Raw genomic sequence first — 26,002 nt, forward strand, 5'->3', positions numbered from 1 at the left:
ATAAATCCTATCTTTCAGACTGTTTTTAAAACCTTTCTCAAGGACAAAGATAAAATTATCAACGCTCTTGAACTCCCTTACTCAAATGCAAAGCTAGAGGCCACTAACAACCTCATCAAAGTCATCAAGCGAAATGCTTTCGGCTTTCGGAACTTTGACAACTTTAAAACTAGAATCCTCATCGCTTTAAATATCAAAAAGGAGAGAACCAATTCGGTTCTCTCCAGGGTATGACTTTGCGTTAACCCACTACAGTTGACAAAGAGCCTGATTTAAAATCAACCCCTTTTATGTTATTAGATTCTTTTTAGCATATCATCCAGATGTTGAATGGACTTGTCGCGTCCCAATAAATAAATGGTTTCTGGCAATTCTGGCCCGTGCATTTCGCCAGAAACCGCAATACGGATTGGCATGAAGAGATTTTTCCCCTTGATGCCGGTTTCTTTTTGCACCGCCTTGATTTGTGGGAAGATGTTTTCAGATTTGAAGTCCTCCTCGCTCATCGCTTCTAGCTTTTCCTTGAAGGCTGCAAGAACGGTCGGCACCGTTTCACCCGCCATGACTTCTTTTTCTTCCTCGCTCAAAGCTGGAAAATCTCCAAAGAAAAGGTCGGTCAAGGGCACGATTTCATCAACTGACTTCATCTGTGGTTGGTAGAGCTCAACCATTTTTTCAGCCTTGTCCGTCAAGCGTCCAGCCTGCTCCAAGTATGGTTTCGCCAGCTCAAAAATCTGCTCAAAATCCGCGTGTTTGATGTAGTCGTTGCTCATCCAGTCCAGTTTCTTTTGGTCAAAGGCAGCAGGTGACTTGCTGAGCCGCTTTTCATCAAAAAGCTCAATCAGTTGCTCTTGAGAGAAAATCTCATCTTCGCCGCCCGGATTCCAGCCCAAGAGAGCGATGAAGTTAAAGACCGCCTCAGGCAAATAGCCCTTCTTGCGATAATCCTCGATAAATTGCAAGGTATTGGTATCGCGCTTGGATAGCTTCTTGCCCGTCTCGCTGTTGATAATGAGGGTCATATGCCCAAACTCTGGCGCTTCCCAGCCCAGCGCTTCATAGACCATGAGCTGCTTAGGTGTATTGGCAATGTGGTCGTCTCCACGAATAACGTGGGAGATCTCCATGAGGTGGTCATCGACAACAACCGCGAAATTATAGGTCGGATAGCCGTCTTTCTTCTGGATAACCCAGTCGCCACCGATATTGGCACCTTCAAACTCAATCTCGCCCTTGACCATGTCCGTCCATTTGTAAATGCCCTCTTCATTGACCGCGAGGCGCACTGTTGGGACAATCCCTCTCGCTTCACGCTCCGCGATATAGGCCGCTTTTTCTTCCTCAGACATGCCCAAAAATTCATTGACATAGCGCGGAGTTTCGCCAGCAGCTTCTTGGCGTTCCCGCTCTGCCGCTAATTCTTCCTCGGTCACATAAGACTTGTAAGCCAGACCTTTTTCTAGCAGCTCATCGATATACTTTTGGTAAATGGCTAGACGCTCTGATTGGCGGTAATTCTCATGCGTTTCTGGACTTTCGTCCCAGTCAATGCCCAGCCAGCGCAGATTGTCCAACTGAGAACGCTCACCGTCTTCGACATGGCGCTTGCGGTCGGTATCCTCAATCCGAATGATAAAAGCCCCGCCGTAATGGCGCGCGTAAAGGTAGTTAAAGAGCGCCGTCCGCGCATTTCCGATATGTAGTAGCCCTGTTGGACTTGGTGCATAACGCACCCGAATATTCTTAGTCACGTTTTTTCTCCTGTCAATTTTTTCAAACAGTAACATTATAACACAAACTAAGGCTGGGAAAAACCTCCCAGCCTTTAAAGTTGATAAAATCTCTAATTTTTTAGAATTGATAGCCTTAAAATTTATCTGACTTCCGTCATGTGACCTGTGTCCACATCATAGACCGCCCCAGAAATCACAACGTCCTCTGGAATTAAGGGCGACTGACGCAGCAGCTCCATATCTTCTCGAACACTTTCTTCAACATCCGTGAAAGGTAGAAAATCTTGACTGGACACATTGACTCCGAAAGTAGACTCTAAATGTGCTTGAAAATCCTCATTTTTAAAGGTTTGCGCGCCGCAATCGGTATGGTGCAAAACCACGATTTCCCGCGTGCCCATTTGCTGCTGCGAAATGACCAGCGAGCGAATCATATCCTCGGTCACGCGCCCGCCTGCATTGCGCAAAATATGTGCGTCCCCCAGCGCCAAACCCAGCGCCTGCGCCACGTGCAAACGCGAATCCATGCAGGTCACAATCGCCGCCTTGGTCTTGGGCTTCAGGGGCAAATGCGCTGTCCCGTGCAGGTCAACATAAGCCTGATTGGCTTTCATAAAATTATCAAAATAGGACATAAGCTTCTCTTTTCTAAGTCGAAAATTATTTGAATATCAAATTTTTGCAAAATCTATCTTAGCATTTTTTGGAGGATTTGTCAGAAAACAAAACTGAAAAACGATACAAAATCCAGACTTTACGGAAAATAGCGTTGTTATCCAAACACCTTTTTCAGAACCTCGCCCAAGGTGGTGACGCCGACGACTTCGATATTTTTAGGCACGGCAATGCCTTGGAGGGAGTTTTTGGGGGCGTAAATTTTGCGGAAGCCGAGTTTTGCGGCTTCGTTGATGCGCTGCTCAATGCGGTTGACACGGCGGATTTCTCCGGTCAGTCCGATTTCACCGATAAAGCATTCCTGCGGATTGGTCGGCAAGTCCTTATAGCTGGAAGCCAGAGCAACCGCCACCGCAAGGTCTATGGCTGGCTCGTCCAACTTGACTCCACCAGCCGACTTCAGATAAGCATCCTGATTTTGCAAGAGCAGCCCCGCTCTTTTTTCCAAAACCGCCATGATGAGGCTAGCACGGTTAAAATCAAGCCCCGTCGTCGTCCGCTTGGCATTGCCAAACATAGTCGGTGTTACCAAGGCCTGCACCTCCGCCAGAATCGGACGCGTCCCTTCCATGGTCACAACGATGGATGAGCCTGTCGCGCCGTCCAGCCGCTCTTCCAGAAAGACTTCACTTGGATTGATAACCTCAACTAACCCGCCAGATTGCATTTCAAAAATGCCAATCTCATTGGTTGAACCAAAGCGGTTCTTGACTGCTCTCAAGATACGGAAAGTGTGCTGGCGTTCGCCCTCAAAATAAAGCACAGTATCTACCATGTGCTCTAGCGTTCGGGGGCCAGCTAATGTTCCTTCCTTGGTCATGTGACCAACGATAAAGGTCGCGATATTATTGGTCTTGGCCAGCTGCATGAGCTCAGCTGTCACCTCGCGGACCTGAGAAACAGAGCCTTGAACACTGGAAATTTCCGGCGACATCACCGTCTGAATGGAGTCGATAATCAGAAAATCTGGCTTGATTTTCTCAATCTCCGTACGGATATTTTGCATATTGGTCTCGGCGTAGAGATAAAATTCACTGTCAATATCACCGAGGCGTTCCGCCCGTAGCTTAATCTGCTCAGCTGATTCCTCACCGCTGACATAAAGGACGGTGCCCTGGTGAGAAAGCTGGGTGGATACTTGCAGCAAAAGCGTTGATTTTCCGATACCGGGGTCGCCACCAATCAAGACGAGGCTGCCCGGTACTACACCACCGCCCAGCACGCGGTTGAACTCATCCATATCTGTCTTGGTGCGATTGACATCAATCGACGTCACTTCTGCTAGCTTCATGGGACGCGTTTTTTCGCCCGTCAAGGACACCCGCGCATTTTTGACCTCTGTAACCTCAATCTCTTCGACAAAAGACGACCAAGCACCGCAGTTGGGGCAGCGCCCCAGATACTTGGGTGAATGGTATTCGCAATTTTGACAAATAAATGTCGTTTTTTTCTTAGCTATAATTCTTCTCCTATCATATCAATGCCCTGTGCTGCCAAAGCCGCCCGTTCGCTGACCCGTCGCTTCATCGCCGTCTGCCAAAAGAAATGGAGCAAAAACGGCCTGCACAATGCGTTCGCCGACTTCAAGCATAACGGGCTCATCCGTAATATTTTGCATCTGAGCAAAAATGTGTCCTTCATTGGCTGGATTGCCATAATAATCGCCGTCAATGACGCCGACGGAGTTAATCAAGACCAAGCCTTTTTTACGAGGATTGGACGAGCGGTCGTAAAGATAAAGCACCTCGCCCGGCTGCATATAGGCCTTGACACCAGTCGGAACCAGCTTAATCTCCCCTGGCGCAATAAGGGTGCGCTCTGCCACTTTCAAATCGTAGCCAGCTGCGTGAGCGGTCTCTCTCTTGGGCAATAAATCTTCATTTGTAAAGCTGGAAACCAGCTCAAAACCACGTGTTCGCATAACATTCTCTTTTCTATTTTTCTTTAGACACTCCTCATTATACTAAATTCGCTAAAAACAAGCAAAAAAACCGCCGATTGGCGATTCTCCCTAGTATAGATCTCTGATGATCTCTCCATTATCCAGATAGGTAAACTGCTCCGTCAAATCTGATGTGAAAACTTGATACATTTCCTTAAAGCTCACTGCCAGCGAGTAGCTGTCAAAATCTTCACGGTTAATCCAGAACACCTCGCCTTCGTCGGACGAGACCAGCTCTCCTTCAAAACGATTGGTTTTGTAAAGAAAAACGACGTAACGTTCATCCTTTTCGGTATAAAACTGCTTGACACCGCATAACCTAGGCTCATAGATGGTCAGACCTGTTTCCTCCTTGATTTCCCGTATCACTGACTTAACAAAGGACTCCCGATGTTCAACATGGCCGCCTGGAAAGCAAAGGCCGGTCCAATCATCATTTACTTTATTTTGTACTAAAATGCGGTCCTCATCATAAACCATACACATATTTGTTAAAATAACTCGCTCCGCTCTTGACATCTCTGCTCCTCCATCTACCGACCGATTCGCTCGGCCTACTTGTGACTCATTATAACATAAAAGACATCAAATTGCTGAAAATCTAAATTTCTCAGCCTTTCCAGCAAAAAAACCGCCAATTGGGCGGTTCTTATAGGGAGATTATTATGAAAAAGTTTTAGGATGGATACAGTATAAGCTATCTTCCTTAAATTTATCTAAAAGTAAAGTTCTTTTTTACAAAATAATTAATTTCCTAAGTTGATACGGTGAAAAACGACATAATTTTATTCGCTCTCGTATTTTATTCAACTGAACACAGGCTTCAACGTCGGAAAAAAGATAATTGTTCCTATTTTTCTCTCGTTTTCTTAACGCCCTTTGTATCTTAAAATTGAGTTCGGACTAAGAGCTGTGAAAAAAAGACAAATACTCCTAGAAGCCAAAGCTTCATCGTCGTATTTCCTATTTTTTCTTTGCTCTTTTTACATCCTCACATCTTATGTAATTGAACACGGGCTAAAATCCTAGTAAAAAAGACTCGCTCTCCTTGCTTCATGGAAGCAGCGTCAAGCTCCCTATTTTTATACGGATTTCTTAACGCCCTTTGTATCTTATTCAAAAACAAACTGGTTATGGTAGAGCTCGGCGTAGAAGCCCTTTTGTTTGAGGAGCTGGCTATGGGTGCCTCGCTCAATAACTTGCCCGTCTTTGAGAACGATGATTTGGTCGGCGTTGAGAATAGTTTTGAGGCGGTGAGCGATGACAAAGCTCGTCCGTCCAGCAACAATCGCTTCCATGGCTCGCTGGATTTTGCTTTCGGTCACGGTGTCAACATTTGAAGTCGCTTCGTCCAAAATCAAGACCTGCGGGTCAGTCAAAAGCGTCCGCGCAATCGAAATCAACTGCTTCTGCCCTGTGGAGAAGATATTTTGGTCATCGTCGACAATGGTATCGTACTTGTCAGGCAGGCTTTCAATAAAGTCATGAATATGAGTTGCCCGCGCAGCCGTTTCCACCATTTCCTGACTGGCGTCGGGCAGCCCAAAGCGAATATTGTCCCGAATGGTGCCCTGAAAGAGCACTGAGTCCTGTAAGACAATTCCGACCTTTTGCCGCAAGCTGTCCAGCTCGTATTCTCGAATATCACGGCCGTCAAAACGAATGTTGCCCCCATCCACATCGTAGAAACGATTGAGCAAATTCATAATGGTCGTCTTGCCTGAGCCAGTTGGACCGACCACCGCTGTCATCTTGCCCTTAGGCGCAGAGATAGTGACATCTCGCAAAATTAGCTTGTCTTTGACATAAGCAAAATCCACATGCTCAATTTCAACGCCTTGGCTTAATTCTTCAAATTTTGGCGCGGCTTGCGGACGCACTTCTTCAGGCGCGTCAAACATTTCCTGAATGCGGTCAGCCCCTGTAAAAGCGAGCTGTAAACTGCCCCAGCTGGCTGCAATTTGCATCATTGGCTGGTAATATTGCTGCGAATATTGGACAAAAGTCACAACCAAACCCAGAGCTGTCGCGGTTGTTAATGAAGAATCTTGAAGAATCAAACTAGTCCCTAAAAAGATGACGATAGCCGTATTAATCAAACTCATCCCATTCATGATTGGAAAAAGTAAACCAGAAAAAAGTCGCCCTTTAAAAGTCGCTCTTCGCACCTTATCATTTTGTTCGACAAAGCCTGCTACCACTTCATCTTGTAGGCCTTGCACAATAATTGCTTTTTGCCCAGAGATATTCTCATCCATATAAGCATTGAGCTTCCCAACCTCTTTTTGCTGAATATTGGTATATTTGCGCGCTAATTTAACGATGAAGTAAAGCACCACCAAAGCAATCGGTGTGCTAGCAACTGTCACCCAAGCAAGAGTCGTATTTTGACTAAACATGACAATAATCAGACCAATAAAAAGAGTGATATTGCTCATAACCTGAATCATGCTTTCATTGAGCGCTTGGAGGATATTGTCCAAATCGCTGGTGAAACGGGAGAGAATGTCGCCGTCCTGATGACGATCAAAGAAAGAAACAGTCAATCGTCCCAACTTAGCAAAAAGTCCTTTACGCATCTCGTTGGTTGAGTCAGCAATAACCTTGGATAGAAGGGTCATATAGATCAAGCTAGCTATTGATGTAAAAAGATAGGCCAAGCCTAGACGCCACATAATGGCAACAAAAACTTCCTGCCCTGATTGATGAAGACCATTTGTCACCCAGTTTGTCAGCTCAGTCACTGCCTGTCCCATATAAATTGGGGCAATCACTTGCAGATAGGTTGCAAGGATTATCATGGCAATGACAATAACGAAAGACAATTTATATCGCTGAAAATAATGCCAGAAAAAACGTACTGTCTTCATATTAATCCTCACTTCCTTTCTGTGTTTCATAAATTTCACGATAAACATCATTCGTCGCAATTAACTCTTTATGCCGTCCTTGACCGATCAAACGGCCTTGATCCAAAACTAAAATCTTATCTGCATGGACAACCGAGCTAATTTTCTGTGCAATGATAATGGTCGTTGTTCCTTTTAAATCATTGTTTAATGCTTCTTGAACTAATTTTTCCGATTTGGCATCAAGAGCCGAAGTTGAATCGTCTAAAATCAGAATTTTAGGATCGCTGACAATCCCACGAGCAATAGACATCCGCTGCTTTTGGCCGCCAGAAAAGTTATTTCCTCGCTCTTCAACCTGACTTTCATAAGTATCCGACATGCGGTTAATAAATTCACTAGCTTGCGCAATCCGTGCAGCTCGCTCCATTTCATAAGGGGTCGCATTTGTCTTTCCTTGGCGGATATTGTCCGCAATCGTTCCACTAAAAAGAATAGCCCGCTGAAGTACGATTGATACGGTCTGGCGCAGAGTTTTAGCACTCAGTGTTCTCAAATCCTTACCGCCTATCATAATGCTTCCTTCATCTGGGTCAAATAATCGTGGGATCAGTTGTGCCAAGGTTGATTTACCTGCTCCAGTCGCACCGACTACCCCAACCATTTGTCCTGCTTTTACTTCAAAGCTAATATCCTTGAGAATCGGTTTCTCATCATTCGGATAGGTAAAAGTCACATGATCAAAGACGAGTGAGCCTGTCAAATCCTCCACTTCAGCATTACTAAAGGTCATAGCAGGCTGAGTGTTGAGCACTTCATTGATTCGGCGGATAGAAACCAATGCTCGAGTTACTGTATTGCCCAAAAAACCAACCATAATAATGGTAAACATGATTTGTCCCAAATAGGTCACAAATGAAGCGATACTGCCAACCGCATCACCATTATTGCCAACCATCGTAGAAACCAGCCAAATTGAAAGAAAAATAGCTCCATAAGAGACCATCATCATGATCGGCTCAGCTATTGAAAAAGCATAGCCTATAAAAAGATTTTGTTTAAGAAGGTCATCAGAAACTTCCTTAAACCTCTGATATTGGGATTTTTCTTGGACAAAGGACTTAACTACTCGAACTCCACGAAGATTTTCCTTGGCAATAGCATTGATCCGCTCAAGCAAAACCTGAAATTTCCCAAAACGCGGTCCCATTAACGCCATCATACCGCCTGTTAGAATGATCACTAAAATCACCATAAGGACAATGACCCACCACAAACTTGGTAGAGTAGCAACTCCCATAATGAAAGAGCCAATGAAAAGAATAGGCATTCTAAAAAGCACCTGAAAGGCAGTCATGAGCAAATTTTGGATCTGGTTAACGTCATTCGTCATTCGGACAACTAAATTCCCTGCATTAAATTCCTCAACATTCGCATAGGAAAAAGTTTGAATCTTACGAAAGGTCATCTCACGGATATCCGCCGACACTGCCTGTGCTATATAAGCTGCCAACACTACATTGAGCCCACCAGCCAACAAACCTAAAATGGCTGTTCCAACCAGATAAATCCCGATAGAGCCCAGCTGATTCATCCGATTCTCCAAAATAGCAGACATCATTTGTGCTAAAAAATAGGGCTGTAAAAGTGAACTTGCTATCATTCCTACAGTCATAAAAATTGAACCCACGGCCGCAAACTTGTAACGCCAAACTGCTTTGATTAACATGATTACTCCCTAATATAAAAGAGGAGCCCCACATCGGTTGATAGGAACTCGCACTTTTGACCGTATAATTATATATAAATTATACTATGTTTGTAATTTATTGTCAAGTGAGAAATTTTCTACTTTTTATGGTAGAATAATATAGAAAACTCTTTCAAAATCAAACTAGCTAATTCTTTCAACTAAAGCTAGCTTAGGAGACAGAAATATGAACAAACAAAAGGTTGCCGTTTTGGGCCCAGGTTCTTGGGGGACTGCCCTCTCTCAAGTTCTAAACGACAATGGACATGAAGTCCGCATTTGGGGAAATGTTCCCGAGCAAATTAACGAGATTAATCAACACCATACTAACGAACGTTATTTTAAAGATATCGTTCTTAATGAGAAAATCTGCGCCTACCATGATTTACAGGAAACTTTGAAGGGCGTGGATGCTGTGCTTTTTGTTGTCCCTACCAAGGTAACGCGCCTAGTTGCTAAACAGGTGGCAGCGGTGCTTGACCACAAGGTTACCATAATGCATGCTTCAAAAGGGTTAGAGCCAGATAGTCACAAACGAATTTCACAAATTCTTGAGGAAGAAATCCCGACAGATCTTCGAAGCGAGATTGTCGTCGTTTCTGGTCCAAGTCATGCTGAAGAAACGATTGTTCGTGATATTACGCTGATCACGGCAGCATCAAAGGATTTAGAAAGCGCTAAATATGTACAAGAGCTCTTTAGCAATCACTATTTCCGTCTCTATACCAATAGCGATGTTATTGGGGTAGAGACAGCAGGGGCTCTCAAAAACATTATCGCAGTCGGTGCAGGAGCACTCCATGGGCTGGGCTTTGGCGACAATGCTAAGGCGGCCATTATCACGCGCGGGCTGGCTGAAATCACCCGTCTTGGAGTAGCCTTGGGCGCTAATCCACTGACCTACAGCGGCCTTTCTGGTGTGGGAGACTTGATCGTTACTGGAACATCCATCCACTCGCGAAACTGGCGAGCTGGAAATGCTCTCGGTAAAGGCGAAAAACTAGCCGATATTGAAGCCAATATGGGCATGGTTATTGAAGGAATCTCCACCACTCGCGCTGCCCATGAACTCGCACAAGAATTGGGAGTTTACATGCCAATTACCCAAGCGATTTACAAGGTTATTTATGAAAATCACGGTATTCGGCAAGCGATCCAAGATATGATGACGAACGAATTCCGATCCGAAAATGAATGGTCGTAAACGTCTATACTTTCAAGTAACGATTTCCCTCTCTCAATCTTGATTTATTTTATAAAGCAACTATAATATTAAAGGAGTCACCATGACAAAAGTTAGAAAAGCTGTTATTCCCGCAGCAGGACTGGGAACCCGTTTTCTTCCTGCAACCAAGGCTTTGGCTAAGGAAATGCTGCCAATCGTAGACAAACCAACGATTCAATTTATCGTCGAAGAAGCCCTAAAATCTGGAATTGAAGATATTTTGGTCGTAACTGGTAAATCCAAACGTTCCATTGAAGACCACTTCGATTCAAACTTTGAATTAGAATACAACCTTAAAGAAAAAGGAAAAAATGACCTTTTAAAATTAGTAGACGAAACCACCGGTATTGGGCTACACTTTATTCGTCAAAGTCATCCGCGCGGACTTGGTGACGCCGTATTGCAGGCTAAAGCCTTTGTCGGCAATGAACCTTTTGTCGTCATGCTGGGCGATGACCTCATGGATATTACCAACGATAAGGCAACTCCATTGACCAAACAACTCATGAACGACTACGAACACACCCATGCTTCAACTATCGCTGTCATGAAAGTGCCGCATGAAGATGTTTCTTCTTATGGAGTGATTGCACCGCAAGGTGAGGGAGTACATGGACTTTATAGCGTTGAAACCTTTGTTGAAAAACCAAAACCAGAAGACGCACCGAGCGACCTTGCTATTATCGGGCGCTACTTGCTCACCCCTGAAATTTTTGAAATTTTAGAAACTCAAAAACCTGGTGCTGGTAATGAAATCCAACTAACCGATGCCATTGATACCCTCAACAAAACACAGCGTGTTTTTGCACGTGAATTTAAGGGCGACCGCTATGATGTCGGTGATAAATTCGGCTTTATGAAAACTTCTATTGACTATGCGCTCAAACACCCACAGGTAAAAGATGAGCTCAAACAGTACATTATTGATTTAGGAAAAAAGTTAGAAAAAACGACTAAAAAGTAAATAAGAGGCTGGGACAATAGTTCTCAGCCTCTAAAATTAGTTCGAATTATCTGCAAGACGCGGTAGCCTCTTGGCTTCTACGTTCGCCTTTACCGGCTTCGTACAAGCCTAATAGGCATCGCGGGGGTGGGACGACGAACTATTCCTTTACAGGAAGTAGTTCTGTCCCACTCCCTTTCTTTGTATCTATTTATATCTTCTTATTCTACCGTTACTGATTTTGCCAAATTCCGTGGCTTGTCAACATCCAAACCGCGGTGCAGGGTTGCAAAGTAAGCAATCAACTGGGTTGGCACCACCATTGAAATCGGTGACAGGTATGGGTGAACCTGAGTCAAGACAATATCATCGCCCTCTTTTGCCACATTTTCCTCAACGATTGTCAGAACATTGGCACCACGCGCCACCACCTCAGAAACATTTCCACGCGTATGGCTAGCCAGAACTTCGTCAGACGAAATGAGAGCAATGACAGGCGTTCCGTCCTCAATCAAGGAAATGGTTCCGTGCTTCAATTCTCCAGCCGCAAAGCCTTCGCACTGAATGTAGGAAATTTCTTTGAGTTTAAGGCTGGCTTCCATTGCCACATAGTAGTCCTGTCCGCGTCCGATATAAAAGGCGTTGCGCGTTGTTTCCAAGAGTCCGCGAACCTTGTCGTCAATCAAATCTTTTTCAGACAGGATTGACTCGATACTTTGAGCAACGATAGACAGCTCGTGCACCAAATCAAAGTTTTTAGCCGCTTCATTGCCACTCGCTTCACCGACTGCTTTCGCAAGGAAAGCAAGGGTCGCAATCTGCGCCGTGTAAGCCTTGGTTGAAGCCACTGCGATTTCTGGACCAGCATGAAGGAGCATGGTGTGGCTCGCCTCACGTGACAGGGTAGAGCCCGGTACATTGGTCACGGTCAGACTTGGAATGCCCAGAGCATTGGCTTTGACCAAAACTTGACGGCTGTCCGCTGTTTCACCAGACTGACTAATCAAGATGAACATAGGCTTTTTGCTGAGGAGCGGCATCTTGTAGCCCCACTCAGAAGAAATGCCCAACTCAACTGGCGTGTCGGTCAGCTCTTCCAGCATGCGCTTGGTCGCAAAACCAGCGTGGTAAGAAGTTCCTGCCGCTAAAATATAGAGGCGGTCTGCTTCTTGTACAGCTTTGATAATAGCCGGGTCGACCACGACTTGATTGTTATCGTCTGTGTAGGCTTGGATGAGCTTACGCATAACAGTAGGCTGCTCATCAATTTCTTTGAGCATGTAGTAAGGGTAAGTGCCTTTACCGATGTCAGACAAATCAAGCTCTGCTGTATAGCTGTCGCGTTCAAGCGGGTTGCCGTCGTAGTCTTGGACTTCTACGCTATCCTTGGTTACCAGAACCAATTCCTTGTCATGGATTTCCATAAATTCGCTCGTTTCGCGAATCATAGCCATAGCGTCCGAGCAGACCATGTTGTAGCCGTCACCCAAACCAACCAAAAGGGGTGACTTGTTTTTCGCTACATAAATCATCTCTGGATTTTCAGAATCCATAAGAGCAAAGGCATAAGACCCTTCGATGATGTGCAGCGCTTTTTTGAAGGCTTCCAAAACAGACAAGCCGTCTTCTTCAACGAATTTTCCAATCAAATGAACAGCAATTTCCGTGTCCGTTTGCCCTTTGAGCGTGTGCCCAGTCAGATAGGTATTTTTAATATCCAAATAATTTTCAATCACACCGTTGTGCACCAGAGCAAAACGCCCCGTTTGTGATTTGTGAGGATGAGCATTGGACTCGCTTGGTTTTCCGTGGGTCGCCCAGCGCGTATGCCCGATACCAGCTGTTCCCGCCACATCAATGCCAATCTTAGAACGCAAATCTGCAATCCGGCCAACCGATTTAATGAGAGCAGTCTTGTTCACCCCATTGATGACAAAAATCCCCGCTGAATCGTAGCCACGATATTCTAGCTTCTCCAAACCTTGCATTAAAATATCTGTTGCATTCCGATTTCCGACAACTCCGACAATTCCACACATATTCACATACTTTTGGTGGCTAAGCCACCATCCTTTCAAAATTGGTATAGTCTAATCAAGTTCTTTCAAGATTAACGGAAACAGTATAACTATTTTATTTTTTCTTGTCAAGCCTTAAATTGGTATAGAGAAATATTTGCCTTTATTTTCCCAAAAAGAAAGAACCGAGATCTTGTCTCGGTCCATTCGGAGATGATTATGAAAAAATTTTTAGGAGGTATAAATCAAACTCTCTCTTGATTTATGGGATTAGTATAACCAACTATCCTTAAAAAAAGGTTAAAGGAAAATATTTATTTAACAAAAAAAGACTGAGGAAATCCTCAGCCTTCTGGAGATGTTACTATGAAAAAGTGTTAGGAGGTATAAGCTAAGCTTTCTTTAGCTTATATACGTAGTATAAACTTGAAAACTTAAAGAAAACTGATCTAAAATTTAAAGTTTTCTAAAAAGTATCACAGACTCTCCCTTCCTTGGTTAATCCATTATTTCACAACAATATTCACCAATTTATTTGGTACGGCGATGACTTTGACGACCTCTTTCCCAGCGATTTCGGCTTGGATTTTTTCGTTGGCGAGGGCCACTTTTTCTAGCTCCTCGCGCGACAGGTCTTTGGCCACAACCAATTTGGCGCGAACCTTGCCCTTGATTTGGACAACAATTTCGACTTCGCTTTCGACTAACTTGCTCTCATCATAGGTCGGCCATGCCACATAGGAAATGGACTGACCTGTCTGAGCTACTCTTTGCCAGAGTTCTTCTGCCAAGTGAGGCGCAAATGGCGCTAAAAGCTGAATAAAGCCCTTGGCGTAGTCAAGGTAGAGCTGGTCTTCCTTGTTAGCCGCGTTGACAAAGACCATGAGCTGCGCGATTGCTGTGTTGAATTTCAGACTTTCGATTTGCTCGGTTACTGCTTTGACCGTCTCATGATAGACTTTGTCCAAGGCTCCGCTATTTTCAGCGACAAGCTCCTTACTGGTGATGAGGCGATAGACGCGGTCGAGGAACTTGCGGCTGCCTTCTAAACCTTCCTCGCTCCAAGCGATAGATGCGTCAAGCGGCCCCATAAACATCTCGTAAACCCGCAGGGTATCCGCACCGTATTGCTCCACGACATCATCTGGATTGACAACGTTTTTGAGCGACTTGGACATCTTGGCTGGTGCTTGCTCCAGCTCTTCACCTGTCTCAATGTTGAAGTAGGAACCATCGCGTTTTTCGACCTTGTCCGTCGCTACCAGAGCCCCGCGACTGTCACGATAGCTAGTTCCCAAAATCATTCCTTGGTTAAAGAGTTTTTGGAAAGGCTCTTTGGTGGAAACGACGCCGAGGTCGTAGAGGAATTTATGCCAGAAGCGAGCGTACAAGAGGTGCAGCACCGCATGCTCGGCTCCTCCGATATAGATGTCTACTGGCAACCAAGCCTTGAGTAGGTCTTCGTCGGCTAATTTTTCATGATTATGCGGGTCAATATAGCGCAGGTAGTACCAGCTAGAGCCCGCCCACTGCGGCATGGTATTGGTTTCACGGCGCCCCTTGACACCGTCTTCTCGCGTTACACTTAGCCAGTCGGTCAAGTTGGCCAGAGGACTTTCACCTGTTCCAGACGGCTTGATGTCACTTGTTTTTGGCAAAACCAGCGGCAGCTCATTTTCAGGGACAGCCGTAGAAGTCCCGTCCTCCCAGTGGATAATGGGAATGGGCTCACCCCAGTAGCGCTGACGGCTAAAGAGCCAGTCGCGCAAGCGGTAGGTAATTTTCTCTTGACCGAGTCCCTCTTCTTCCAGCCAAGCCACGATTTTGGCAATGGCATCTTCCTTATTTAGCCCGTCAAGAAAGTCGGAGTTGATATGAAGACCGTCTTCGGTGTAAGCAGCATGGGCCACATCGCCACCTTCCAAAACAGGAATAATCGGCAAATCAAAAGTCTTGGCAAATTCCCAGTCGCGCTCATCGTGAGCAGGCACCGCCATAATGGCACCCGTCCCGTAGCTAGCCAGCACATAATCAGCAATCCAAATCGGAATTTCACGCCCATTGACCGGGTTAATCGCATAGCTACCAGTCCAGACGCCGGTCTTATCCTTGGCAAGGTCTGTCCGCGCCAAGTCTGACTTGAGGCTGGCTTGGTGCTGGTAGTCCGCCACAGCTTGAGCCTGTTCTTTAGTGGTAATGCTGCCCACCAGCTCATGCTCAGGCGCAAGCACAGCATAAGTCGCCCCGAAAAGCGTGTCAGGACGCGTGGTAAAGACGGTGAAATCCTTGTCCGTCCCTTTGACCTTGAAAGTCACGTTAGCACCCGTCGACTTACCAATCCAGTTGCGCTGCATATCCTTGATAGACTCAGGCCAGTCCAACTCTTCTAGGTCATTCAGTAAGCGCTCTGCATAGGCCGTGATTTTCAACATCCACTGGCGCATGGGTTTTCTGACGACAGGATAGCCGCCCCGCTCAGAGGTGCCGTCAGGCAGTACTTCTTCGTTGGCAATGGCTGTGCCCAATTCCTCAACCCAGTTGACCGGCACTTCGGCTTCATAGGCCAAGCCTTTTTCATACAATTTAGTAAAAATCCACTGGGTCCACTTGTAGTAGTCAGGGTCGGTGGTGTTGATCTCGCGGTCCCAGTCATAGGAAAAACCAAGGGCATTGATTTGGCGCTTGAAATTAGCAATATTTTCCGCCGTAAACTCAGCTGGGTCATTTCCCGTGTCCATAGCATACTGCTCAGCAGGCAGACCAAAAGCGTCCCAGCCCATAGGGTGGAGGACATTGTAGCCCTGCGCGCGCTTGTAGCGACTGAGAATATCGGTCGCCGTGTAGCCCTCTGGATGCCCTACATGGAGCCCCGCCCCACTCGGATAAGGAAACATGTCCAGCGCATAAAAATTAGGCTTGGAACTGTCCGTTCCCGTCTTAAATGTGTGATTTTTCGCCCAAAATTCCTGCCACTTGGGCTCGATTTCTTTGTGATTGTAATAAGTCATACTCGTCTCCAAAATTAATTATAGATTGCTACCATTATAGCAGAAAAACGAATAAAAAAGAAGACACTTAGGTCTCCTTTTCTTCCTATCTTTAAAAAGTAACTTTCGATTATTATCTGCCTCTACGAGCCAAATCTGAACCGAACTTATAACCCACATTAAAAATGCCTAAAGCCAAACTTCCAGCAGCAAAAATAACCCCTGCCACAGCTAGACCACCGTCTCCTCCCGAAACCTTGGATAATGACTGAAAATTTTCATTTTCTTTCTCCTTAGTTATACTAATAAAATATTTGATTTTAATTGTAAATTATAATACAATGAGGGCGTAAAGGGGGCTGTTGAAAAAGTTATGAAACTCCTTGACAAACTAATAATTCTTAAAAATTATACTTTTTTCACGCTTTTGCTATTAATTTTCAAAATGGTATATAGCTTTCTAAATGAAGAAGATCTCCAAATAAATTGGGCTTTGGTACTCACAGCGAGCATATTATATTTCTCTTACGAAAAAATACCCCTACTAAGAGATAAAAAAGGCAAATATATATCACTATTTGTACTGGGTTATTTATATGCTAAATTTTTACGAAATAGTATTTTCTATATCCACTTGAATTTACTCACTTCAGTAACTCTGCTATTGCTATTTATATTATTGCTCTTATTTCTCAATTATCGTATAAAAAATATACAAGTCTAAAATAATTGTCAAACAAGCTAAAAGCCGCATTTATATTGTGGCTTTTTGTTTATACAAATTTATATTTGTTTTTTGACCAATTATACTCAGTTCCTAGCTAGCTGTCGTAGCTATTTTTACATGAGCTAAATAACTTTCTATTTCCAGATTATTCTTTTTCACGTAATCACATTCAAATGAGGTAAATTTCACAATTTAAAAAATTTGAAGGAAAGAAAATGGGAAATAAAAAAAGATGTATGTTATACTAAACAGAGAACTTGAAAAGGATTACAAGAATGACACAAAAAGAGCATGTACAGGAACTAATTGAAGCACATATATCGCAAATGACTGAATTGGAGCAACAGATCGCTTCTTACTTTCTTGAAAAAACAACTGACAAGGATGACCTCTCTGCTCAAACAGTCACGGATAAACTTCACGTTTCCAAAGCTGCTCTCACACGTTTTGCTAAAAAGTGCGGTTTTACAGGCTATCGTGAATTTGTCTTTCATTACCTTAACCAAAATGACTCTTTAAAAGTTAGTGAGCATAACGAACTAACCCAACACGTGATAGGCGACTATGAAAAAATACGAGAGCGTAGCTACCAACTGATTGACGAAAAACAACTTATACGAGTAGCACAGATGATCGAAGAAGCAGACCGTGTTTACTTTTTTGGTAAAGGAAGTTCTGGACTAGTTGCTCGTGAAATGAAGCTAAGGCTCATGCGTTTAGGAGTGGTTTGTGAGGCACTTACCGAGCGGGAAAGTTTTGCGTGGACAACCAATATCCTCGATGAACGTTGCTTGGTTATGGCTTTTTCACTATCGGGCCAAACAAAATCTGTTCTCGATAGTCTTACCAAAGCACACAAAAAAGGAGCCAAAACTGTATTATTCAGTACGCAGATAACAAACCATGAGGCGATTTACGATGAAGTTGTTCCACTTGCTACTGTCAATCAACTTCATTATGGAAAGCGGATTTCTCCACAAATTCCCATGTTAATGATCGTCGACGTCCTCTACGCGCATTTTCTAAATATTGAACGCGAAAAGAAAGAAAAAATCTTTAATAGTTACTGGGAAGGCCACACTTTCGGGCAAGAAGAATAACGGTAACCAGACAAAAACACCTCCGAGAAAATCATCTCGGGGGTGTTTTATTCATTTTAGATGAGTTTTTGTTTCTTTTTGAAATGATAATAAGCGCCAAACATGCCAGCCGTATTGAGGTGCTGGGCAAAAGCAAGTTTAGTCTTTTCAGCAATACTTGAAATTAAGTATTTCTTCAGCGCTGCTTCGATTTTAGGTTTGAGAATAGCTTCTTGTCCCATGATGCCGCCGCCTAGAACAACCACCTCTGGATTAGCAACATAACAGATATTAGCAATCCCTTGCCCCAGATAATCAACCATCCGATCAATTCCTGCGATACAGTGGCTATTTCCTTCGGTTGCTTCTTTAAAAATGCGTCGTCCATTCCAATTTTCAGGATTGTCGCCCTGAAGTTCTGCTACATAGCGAACAAGCGCCGTCGTAGAAGCCAAATCTTGGAAAGCGCCGTCTGCCAGATGGAGATAACCAACTTCACAAGCCGAATTGCTAAAGCCATGGAAAATTTCTCCATTCAAGACCAAGCAACCACCAATTCCTGTACCAATCGTCAAACAAAGCACTTGCTGTGCTCCTTTAGCAGAGCCTGATACTGCTTCTGCTAGTCCGGCACAGTTGACGTCATTTTCAATCTCACATGGAATATCAAAGCTTGTCTCAATCTCCTTTTTAAACTGAGTTCCAGCATAATTGGGAATTTGTGGGCCTGCATAGAAAATCTCTCCCTTGTCAGGATCAACCATTCCTGCCGAAGAGATACAAACCCCTGCGAGACCTTCATCATCAAGATAACTTTCGACTAGTTCTTTTACTTTTTCTAAAATATGAGGACCACCTAAATGCGCTTCTGTTGGCATTTCATGTGCTTCAAGCAAGGTTTCTTCATGATCAATCAACCCATACTTAATGCTGGTTCCTCCAATATCAATCGCCAGATAGTTCATCGCTCTCCTCGCTTTCTAGTCGCTGCTTCCTTATCCTAGAGGAAATCCGTCCGTGCTTGCTGGATCAGCTTGACAGCCTTAGTCACTACCGCCTGATCCTCTGGGAGCAGGTTAGCCAATGGTGAGCGAACGCCGCCCAGCTGCAAGCCCTCGGTCACTTCCAAGACAGCCTTGATAACCGCATACATATTGCCGTGACCGCTGACCAGAACAGAAATAATGTCATTGAGACGGTATTGCAGAGCTTGGGCTTGCTCCAGTTCCCTATCCGCAATCAGCTGATTGAGCTTGAGATAGAGGTCTGGCATCGCACCATAAGTACCACCGATTCCGGCAGCGGCTCCCATGATCCGCCCACCGAGGAACTGTTCATCTGGACCATTGAAAACCACATGATCTTCTCCACCTAGACTAACAAAAGTTTGAATGTCTTGGACAGGCATAGAAGAATTTTTCACTCCGATCACGCGCTCATTTTTGAGCATTTCTTTGTAAAGGCTTGGAGTCAGTGCCACACCCGCCAACTGCGGAATGTTGTAAATCACAAAATCTGTATTTGGTGCAGCAGCGCTAATATCATTCCAATAGGCCGCAATAGCATGCTCAGGCAAACGGAAATAAATCGGCGGAATAGCTGCAATCGCGTCTACCCCCAAACTTTCTGCATGCCGTGCCAGCTCAATACTGTCTTTCGTATTATTGCAGGCTACGTGATTGATAATCGTCAGTTTGCCTTTTGCGACAGCCATGACTTCTTCTAAGACCCGTTTTCTATCTGCCACACTTTGGTAAATACATTCACCAGATGAACCGTTGACATAGAGCCCCTGAACACCCTTGTCAATAAAGTATTGGGTCAGGGCTCGTACTCCCTCAGGATTAATTTCACCTACCTCATCATAGCAGGCATAAAAAGCTGGGATAATCCCTTGGTATTTTTCTAGATTTGACATAAACGAATTTCTCCAAATTTTAATCACATTCACAGAAGGCAGAGATTTCAGTCCCTTTCTTCTATATAGTTATTTCATGATTTCCGCCAGTTTTACCTTACGGTCTTCTTTTACAGAAAGTGTACAAGCGTCGGCAGAAGCAATAGCTTCAAGGGCTGCTTCACCTGTCAGCAATTTCTTAAACTCTTCGCTAACTTCGCCACCTTGCATAATGTCGTGCAGGTAGGCCATTTCTTTGTCGATAACCGAAGAGAGCCACATCGGAGTCCGCTTACCAGGCTTACCATAAGCAATCGCTCCATCCATCTCTGTACTGTGATAGATCCGAGTCCGATCGTCATCTTCTTCTTGTGACTCATGCACCAAGAAATGCGTTTCCTTACCATCTACTTTCAAGGTACCGCCACAGTTAAACATATCAATCCGAATAGAACCCTTAGTTCCTTCAATCAGAACATAGTGCTCACCCCAGCGGAAGGCAGAACCCCACTCTAACAAAGCGAAACGGTTATTATCGAATTCCATATTGACGAAGATCATATCATCTTCATCACCAAAGTTTTCTCCCTTGTGGGCCACATTGGCAGCGGTCATCGTAACTGTCTCAGGCACTCCTCCCATGATAAACTGTACACAGTCGAGCTCATGGATATGGTGGTAAAGGTGACCGCCTGATTTTTCGCGAATCTTCTTCCAAGAAACGCTGTCCTGCATTTCTTCCCAGCCATTCCGAGCTGAGTGGCAGAAGAGTACATCTCCAATCACCCCTTGGTTAATCAATTCCTTGGCATGGTGAACCCCATTAAAGAAGTTCATGATATGTCCCGCCATAAAGGTCACACCATGCTCCCTACAAGCCTTTACCATTTCTTTACAGTCGGCATAGGAGAGAGCAATCGGTTTTTCGCAGAAGACATGCTTGCCATTCTGAGCTGCTTTAACAACGGGCTCCTTGTGCAAATAGTTTGGCGAAGCAACCACCACACAGTCCACCTCTGGGTGGCTGACCAATTCATCCAGGGTCTCCACCTTTTGAGCCTGCAATTCTTCTGCCACACTATCAGCATTTTCTGGGTCATAAACCACTGTGACCTTGGCATTCTCTAGTTTTTCTAACGAGCGTGCCAATTCGGCTCCAAAATAACCTGTTCCAACAATTCCATATTTAACCATAGTATGTTTAACCTCAATTTTTTATCTAATTTTGTTTTTATTTATCTTCTTGTTGACTATTTCACACTTCCTTCGGAAAGTCCGCTGGCGATTTTATTTTGAATGATTGAGAAGAAGATAACCGACGGCAGAACGACAATCACAGAAGCCGCCATCATATCACCCCAGTCCAGGATTTCCGAACCGTTCAATGAGCGGAGGGCCACTGCCACTGTCATCTTGCTGGTGTCGTTAATCATAATCAAAGCATAGAGAAATTCATTCCAGGCATTGATAAAGGTATAAATAGCTGTCGCCACAATCCCTGGTGCCACGATTGGCAAGACAATCCGAGTGAAGATGACAAACTTATTGGCTCCATCAATCTTAGCTGACTCCTCAATCCCAATAGGAACTGTCTGGAAGAATCCAACCAAGAGCCACACGGCATAAGGAACACTAAAGGACAAATAGATAATGACCAGCCCCCACAAGCTATTGGTGAGTCCAGCTTTGGCTGTCGCAATAGAGTAGGGAATCGCTAGCAAAATCGGTGGGAAAATGTAGGTCGTTACCAAGAGCTTGGACATAATCGATCCCAGCTTTGGAAAGAAACGAACAATCCCGTAAGCTGCCATAGAAGAAACAATAATGGCAATCACTGTCGTCGAGAGAGAAATAATCAGACTGTTTTTGATGTTTTCCAAAAAGTGCAAATCATTGATTACATGCCCAAAATAGTCCAGTGTGAACTCTTTTGGAAAAAAGCGCGTTGGAAATTGGGTCAGCTCTCCCTTCCCTTTGACAGAAGAAATGAAGATCCAGACCAAAGGGAAAATCGCACAAATCGTGGCAACAATCAGAATGAAATGACTGACAATGTCGAGAATTTTAGAATTCTTTTTTTTCATCTATTTTCTCCCTTCCTTTTCCCACTTATTGATAATTGCAAAGTAAATAAAGCAAATACTCAGCAAGAAAATAAACAAGAGCACGGTCACAGCTGAAGCACGGCCCAAGAGTTTAGTTCCCCAGCCCAGATTATAGGCAAAGATTGGCAGGGTCATGGTCGCATTAGACGGGCCACCACCTGTAATCAGGTAGATAATGTCAAAATTATTGAAAATCCAGACTGTCCGCAAGACAACCAGCAAGCCAACAACTACCTTGATATGAGGGAAGGTCACATAACGAAAGACCTGCCATGCTGTCGCTCCATCCATCCGTGCTGCCTCAAACTGCTCCTGAGGAACGGTCTGCAGGGCAGAAAGGACATTAACCATAATCATGGGGGCACCAAACCAAATATTGATGGCTACCAAGCAAATAAAAGCCCAGGCGCTGTCTGTTAGGAAGGTCGGCGTATGATCCATAAGTCCTAGTTTAACAATCAAGTTTGGCAAATAGCCGTAAACCCCATTTAAGATCCATTGCCAAGAAAAGGCAATAACGATCGTTGGAAAAGCCCAAGGAACAATCAGCAAGGTCCGATAGAGCTTTTTCATATGCTTAACCCGATGGAGGGCTAGAGCCAAGACAAATCCTACCAGTACCTGTCCAACTAGTGAAAAAATCGTCCACTTGAGAGAGTTGAAAAATGCCATAAAGAAGTTGGGGTCAGATAAAACTGCCTTATAGTTATCCAAGCCAACAAAGCGGTAATTGGGCATAATCAAGTTTTTATTGGTAAAACTGTAGAATATGCTGGAAAAGAAGGGATACATGAATAGAACCAAAACGATCAACATAGCTGGTGCTACAAATATCCACCGTGTATAATTTTTATCTTTCACTCTTTTACCTCCATATAACATAGTCATATAGAAAGGGGATGCCTGTTTTTACCACACACCCCCATAGAAAATCTCCTATTTTGTGCTTACTACAACAGTCTCAAACAAATCATTTAATTGTTTCTCAGCAGCTTTAGCCGCTTCCATAGGATCTGTGCCATTACTGATAATATCTTGGAACATTTGTTCAATGATATGTTGGTTAGTCATAATTCCTGCTTGCACGCTTGGTTTGTTTTCATAACCAATAGCTGTACCTTTTTGCATAGCTTCAGTAATCACTTGCTCAGCATGTTGGAATTTTTGACGAGTTTCATTGTTCTTGTACTCTTCCTTATCAGAGATTCCAGAGATAGTTGGAAGCATGCCGACTGGTGTAGAGTTCAAGAAGTTAATGTAGTTCTTTTCTTCAAAGAGGGTTTCCATAAAGGCCTTAGCAATTTCTGGATGTTTAGAGTTTTTCCAAACAACCATTGGTACGTTAGAAGTTTCAATACCGTTATCTTTATCGCTTTCTTTCACTTTTGGAATTGGATAAGCATCGATACTGTCAATCAGCTGAGGACTGTTGGTATTAACCCCACCAATTTGGAAACCTGAGTTAAAGTCAAAGGCTGTTTTACCTTGGTAGAAAAGAGTGGCCTGTTGCAAAACGTTGAAGTTCAGTGAGTCTTTTGGAGACACTTCTTTATACATGTTTACCCAGTATTTGATACCATCTTGAGCGACCTTACTTGTCAGATTGGCTTTCAAATCCTTGGTCAAGAGGCTTTCGCCTGCACTACGAACATAGAAGTTAAGGAAACGAGTTCCCATAAAGTCGTTGGTTCCCATTGGAACAGACATACCGTAAACACCACCCTCTGTCAGCTTCTTACTTGCTTCAAAGAGTTGGTCCCAAGTCTTAGGTACTTGAATTCCTTTTGCTTCAAGCAAGTCCTTACGCAGCCACATAACTTGTGCATGGGCATAGAGGGGAACAGAATAATAATTGTCGCCGATTTTCGCTTCGCCTAGGGCTTTCTCACTAAAGCGATCCTTACCGATTTTTTCGATAGAGTCATTGAGAGGTACCAAGGCATCTGAGTTGATCATTTCCATAACTTGGTTGGGAAGAGCGGTACTCAAGTCTGGTACATTACCAGAGGACAAACCTGTGGTCCACTTGGTATAAAAGTCATTCCAAGAGAAGGTTTCGATTTTGATTTTTACTTTCGGATGCTCTTTCATAAAGGCATCAGCTGATTTTTGAATACTTTCCAAACGAGGCCCCTGTGTAAAGGAATGCCAGACCGTAATTTCTCCCTCCAACTCCCCATTCGAAGCTGTAGTCGTTTGTTTGGAACTTTTAGATGAGCAGCCTACTACAATCAAGAGTAGGGCGAGAAGACCGATAGCAGCCTTCATGAGTTTCTTAAATGTATGACGTTTCATAATGTATCTCCTATTTTAAATTTTCACCTTGAAAACAATTTTTTTTACACGTTCCTCATTAACCCGAACCTTGGGTTGATGATAGTCTTCTGGGAAAGTCACTAAGCAATTTCCTTTAAACAAGCGCACCACCTGTTCTACTTCCCCATCAAAAAATGCAATATCTTTTTCTGAATCATACTCCTCTCTGACTCTGGCATGACTGGCTGAGCTCATAGCCATTTTTTCTTCATTTTCAATGACCAGATGAACATCTAAGTAACGATGGTGTGTCTCAAAAAATTCTCCTTCCTTTCCATCTGCTACATACTCAAAACAGTTGCCAAAAACTTCCTCTCCCGAGACAGGAATCGGACCTGGGTTGCTTTGGAAAATATCCCAGCTATTTAGAAATTCCCCTAAAATTCCTAGATTCCTATTCAAGGAAGCGTAATTTACTAAATCCTTAATATCTGTAATGATCATAAGTCCTCCTCACATAAGTATCGTGATTTTATGCTACTGATACCTCTATAACGAAAAGTATCCGATTTTGGCTCACTTCGTTCACTTTTTATCCTGTAACCTTAATTCTAACTTGAATAGAATATCCTGTTTTAAACTCTAATCAACATTAATTTAGTGCGGCTACAAAGCGTTCCGTAATTTCCTTTGGACGGGTAATGGCCCCACCGACGACTATGCCACGGACACCTAAATCATGGATTTTCCGTGCTTCTTCTGGTGTATGAATTTTCCCTTCAGCAATCACATCGACACCCGCATCACAAAGTTTTTTGATGAGTCCAAAGTCTGGTCCCGGCTCTTGCCGACTATAGGAAGTGTAGCCAGAAAGGGTTGTCCCAACAAAATCTACACCCGCCTCAACGGCTGCCAACCCTTCCTCATAGGTCGAAATATCTGCCATAAAGAGCTGATCTGGATACTTCTCTCTGATTTGACGAATGAAGTCGGCAATGTCTAAGCCATCATAACGCTCACGATTTGTACAATCTAGCGCAATCACTTCAATGTTCAACTCTGCCAATTCATCAACCTCTTTCATGGTAGCTGTGATAAATGGCTCCTGAGGTGGATAATCTCGCTTAATAATACCGATAATCGGTAAGTTCGTGACTTCTTGAATCTCCCGAATATCACGTACGCTATTGGCACGAATACCAACAGCACCTCCTTGCTCGGCCGCTTTGACTAGAAGAGGAATAACCCCACCAGCTTCTGTATAGAGCGGTTCATGCGGGAGAGCCTGACAAGAGACGATGATCCCATCTTTGATTTTGGCAATCATCTCCTCCTTACTAACTAAGACCATAGGAACGGCCTCCTTTTTCTTTAACAACTTACGGTGTTATTATATAATACTCCGTAAGCGTTTTCAATATCTTCTACCTATTTAGAACCTAGTTTCACCATGTAGCAGATTTCACTAAGATTTCTGAAACTAGTTTCAGACCTTGTTGAATTTTTTTAAAATCTTTGCCAGGAATGCAACCTAGCTCCTAAAATCAAAAGTGAGCCTGGGACAAAATAATTCTCAGCCACAAAAAAAGCTAGAGCTTCCCAATTGCGGAACTCTAGCTTTTTAATTTTGAGTCGTTCTCTTATTGTATTTTAGGAGGTTATTGGCCATAAGTACCAATCCCATGTCAATTCTCACTTGACGCTTCCCTCTCAGATTACATCTCTTGTAACCCAAACAAGCCTTTATCTGCCCAAAGACAGGTTCCACATCAATCTTGCGTTGAGCGAAAATCTGTCTACCTTGGGGAGATAAAAG

General features: G+C 43.9%; 22 protein-coding genes. 4 read left to right on the forward strand and 18 right to left on the reverse strand.

Annotated features, from left to right (window positions below; translation table 11 throughout):
* Window positions 1-234, forward strand: a 234-nt coding sequence (locus A3I3_RS0104440; protein ID WP_018371530.1) for an ISL3 family transposase, incomplete at its 5' end; no start/stop codon positions are given.
* A 62-nt stretch (window positions 235-296) separates the two neighbouring features.
* Here A3I3_RS0104440 and gltX read toward each other — a convergent pair.
* The 7 genes from gltX to A3I3_RS0104475 all read right to left on the reverse strand — a co-directional run bounded on the left by gltX (window position 297) and on the right by A3I3_RS0104475 (window position 8,928).
* Window positions 297-1,751 (reverse strand): glutamate--tRNA ligase, encoded by a 1,455-nt coding sequence (gene gltX / locus A3I3_RS0104445; RefSeq protein WP_018371531.1) that lies wholly within the window; start codon window positions 1,749-1,751, stop codon window positions 297-299.
* A 122-nt stretch (window positions 1,752-1,873) separates the two neighbouring features.
* Complete coding sequence (locus A3I3_RS0104450) at window positions 1,874-2,368, reverse strand: beta-class carbonic anhydrase (RefSeq protein WP_018371532.1); 495 nt, start codon at window positions 2,366-2,368, stop codon at window positions 1,874-1,876.
* Between the two features lie 137 nt (window positions 2,369-2,505).
* Window positions 2,506-3,870: a DNA repair protein RadA gene (radA, locus tag A3I3_RS0104455; protein ID WP_081600739.1), complete on the reverse strand. Its 1,365-nt coding sequence runs from the start codon at window positions 3,868-3,870 to the stop codon at window positions 2,506-2,508.
* A gap of 15 nt (window positions 3,871-3,885) precedes the next feature.
* Window positions 3,886-4,329, reverse strand: coding sequence for a dUTP diphosphatase (locus A3I3_RS0104460; protein WP_018371534.1), 444 nt, complete (start codon window positions 4,327-4,329; stop codon window positions 3,886-3,888).
* 90 nt (window positions 4,330-4,419) lie between these two features.
* The gene (locus tag A3I3_RS0104465) at window positions 4,420-4,869 is read right to left on the reverse strand and encodes an 8-oxo-dGTP diphosphatase (protein WP_018371535.1); all 450 of its coding nucleotides are present in this window, start codon (window positions 4,867-4,869) and stop codon (window positions 4,420-4,422) included.
* 593 nt (window positions 4,870-5,462) lie between these two features.
* A complete protein-coding gene (locus A3I3_RS0104470) occupies window positions 5,463-7,220 on the reverse strand; it encodes an ABC transporter ATP-binding protein (RefSeq protein WP_018371536.1) in 1,758 nt (585 codons plus the stop codon).
* Window position 7,221: 1 nt separating this feature from the next.
* Window positions 7,222-8,928: an ABC transporter ATP-binding protein gene (locus tag A3I3_RS0104475; protein ID WP_018371537.1), complete on the reverse strand. Its 1,707-nt coding sequence runs from the start codon at window positions 8,926-8,928 to the stop codon at window positions 7,222-7,224.
* Between the two features lie 208 nt (window positions 8,929-9,136).
* Here A3I3_RS0104475 and A3I3_RS0104480 point away from each other — a divergent pair, with 208 nt between their 5' ends.
* Window positions 9,137-10,153, forward strand: a complete 1,017-nt coding sequence (locus A3I3_RS0104480) for an NAD(P)H-dependent glycerol-3-phosphate dehydrogenase (protein ID WP_018371538.1) — start codon at window positions 9,137-9,139, stop codon at window positions 10,151-10,153.
* A gap of 82 nt (window positions 10,154-10,235) precedes the next feature.
* Complete coding sequence (gene galU, locus A3I3_RS0104485; protein ID WP_018371539.1) at window positions 10,236-11,138, forward strand: UTP--glucose-1-phosphate uridylyltransferase GalU; 903 nt, start codon at window positions 10,236-10,238, stop codon at window positions 11,136-11,138.
* A gap of 200 nt (window positions 11,139-11,338) precedes the next feature.
* On the opposite strand, the gene glmS is transcribed toward galU, so the two are convergent.
* Both glmS and leuS read right to left on the reverse strand, forming a co-directional pair.
* A complete protein-coding gene (gene glmS, locus A3I3_RS0104490) occupies window positions 11,339-13,156 on the reverse strand; it encodes a glutamine--fructose-6-phosphate transaminase (isomerizing) (protein WP_018371540.1) in 1,818 nt (605 codons plus the stop codon).
* A 485-nt stretch (window positions 13,157-13,641) separates the two neighbouring features.
* Complete coding sequence (gene leuS / locus A3I3_RS0104495; RefSeq protein WP_018371541.1) at window positions 13,642-16,143, reverse strand: leucine--tRNA ligase; 2,502 nt, start codon at window positions 16,141-16,143, stop codon at window positions 13,642-13,644.
* A gap of 981 nt (window positions 16,144-17,124) precedes the next feature.
* On the opposite strand from leuS, the gene A3I3_RS0104510 reads away from it, so the two are divergent.
* Window positions 17,125-17,949 carry a MurR/RpiR family transcriptional regulator gene (locus A3I3_RS0104510; protein WP_018371544.1) on the forward strand — a complete coding sequence of 275 codons (825 nt, stop codon included), beginning with the start codon at window positions 17,125-17,127 and terminating at the stop codon, window positions 17,947-17,949.
* Between the two features lie 56 nt (window positions 17,950-18,005).
* On the opposite strand, the gene A3I3_RS0104515 is transcribed toward A3I3_RS0104510, so the two are convergent.
* The 9 genes from A3I3_RS0104515 to A3I3_RS0104555 all read right to left on the reverse strand — a co-directional run.
* Entirely contained in the window at window positions 18,006-18,893 is an 888-nt protein-coding gene (locus tag A3I3_RS0104515) for an ROK family protein (protein ID WP_018371545.1), read from the reverse strand.
* A 35-nt stretch (window positions 18,894-18,928) separates the two neighbouring features.
* A complete protein-coding gene (locus A3I3_RS0104520; RefSeq protein WP_018371546.1) occupies window positions 18,929-19,846 on the reverse strand; it encodes a dihydrodipicolinate synthase family protein in 918 nt (305 codons plus the stop codon).
* A 69-nt stretch (window positions 19,847-19,915) separates the two neighbouring features.
* Entirely contained in the window at window positions 19,916-21,019 is a 1,104-nt protein-coding gene (locus tag A3I3_RS0104525; protein WP_018371547.1) for a Gfo/Idh/MocA family protein, read from the reverse strand.
* Window positions 21,020-21,075: 56 nt separating this feature from the next.
* Window positions 21,076-21,909, reverse strand: coding sequence for a carbohydrate ABC transporter permease (locus A3I3_RS0104530; protein ID WP_018371548.1), 834 nt, complete (start codon window positions 21,907-21,909; stop codon window positions 21,076-21,078).
* Window positions 21,910-22,746, reverse strand: coding sequence for a carbohydrate ABC transporter permease (locus A3I3_RS0104535; protein ID WP_240366770.1), 837 nt, complete (start codon window positions 22,744-22,746; stop codon window positions 21,910-21,912). It lies immediately after the preceding gene.
* A 120-nt stretch (window positions 22,747-22,866) separates the two neighbouring features.
* Window positions 22,867-24,225, reverse strand: a complete 1,359-nt coding sequence (locus tag A3I3_RS0104540; protein WP_018371550.1) for an ABC transporter substrate-binding protein — start codon at window positions 24,223-24,225, stop codon at window positions 22,867-22,869.
* Window positions 24,226-24,240: 15 nt separating this feature from the next.
* A complete protein-coding gene (locus A3I3_RS0104545) occupies window positions 24,241-24,690 on the reverse strand; it encodes a YhcH/YjgK/YiaL family protein (RefSeq protein ID WP_018371551.1) in 450 nt (149 codons plus the stop codon).
* A gap of 148 nt (window positions 24,691-24,838) precedes the next feature.
* Window positions 24,839-25,537, reverse strand: a complete 699-nt coding sequence (locus A3I3_RS0104550; protein ID WP_018371552.1) for an N-acetylmannosamine-6-phosphate 2-epimerase — start codon at window positions 25,535-25,537, stop codon at window positions 24,839-24,841.
* Window positions 25,538-25,807: 270 nt separating this feature from the next.
* A partial coding sequence (locus A3I3_RS0104555) for a transposase (protein ID WP_018371436.1) occupies window positions 25,808-26,002 on the reverse strand: 195 nt, incomplete at its 5' end.

This window comes from Streptococcus massiliensis DSM 18628 (genome assembly GCF_000380065.1).
Classification (GTDB): Bacteria; Bacillota; Bacilli; order Lactobacillales; family Streptococcaceae; genus Streptococcus; species Streptococcus massiliensis.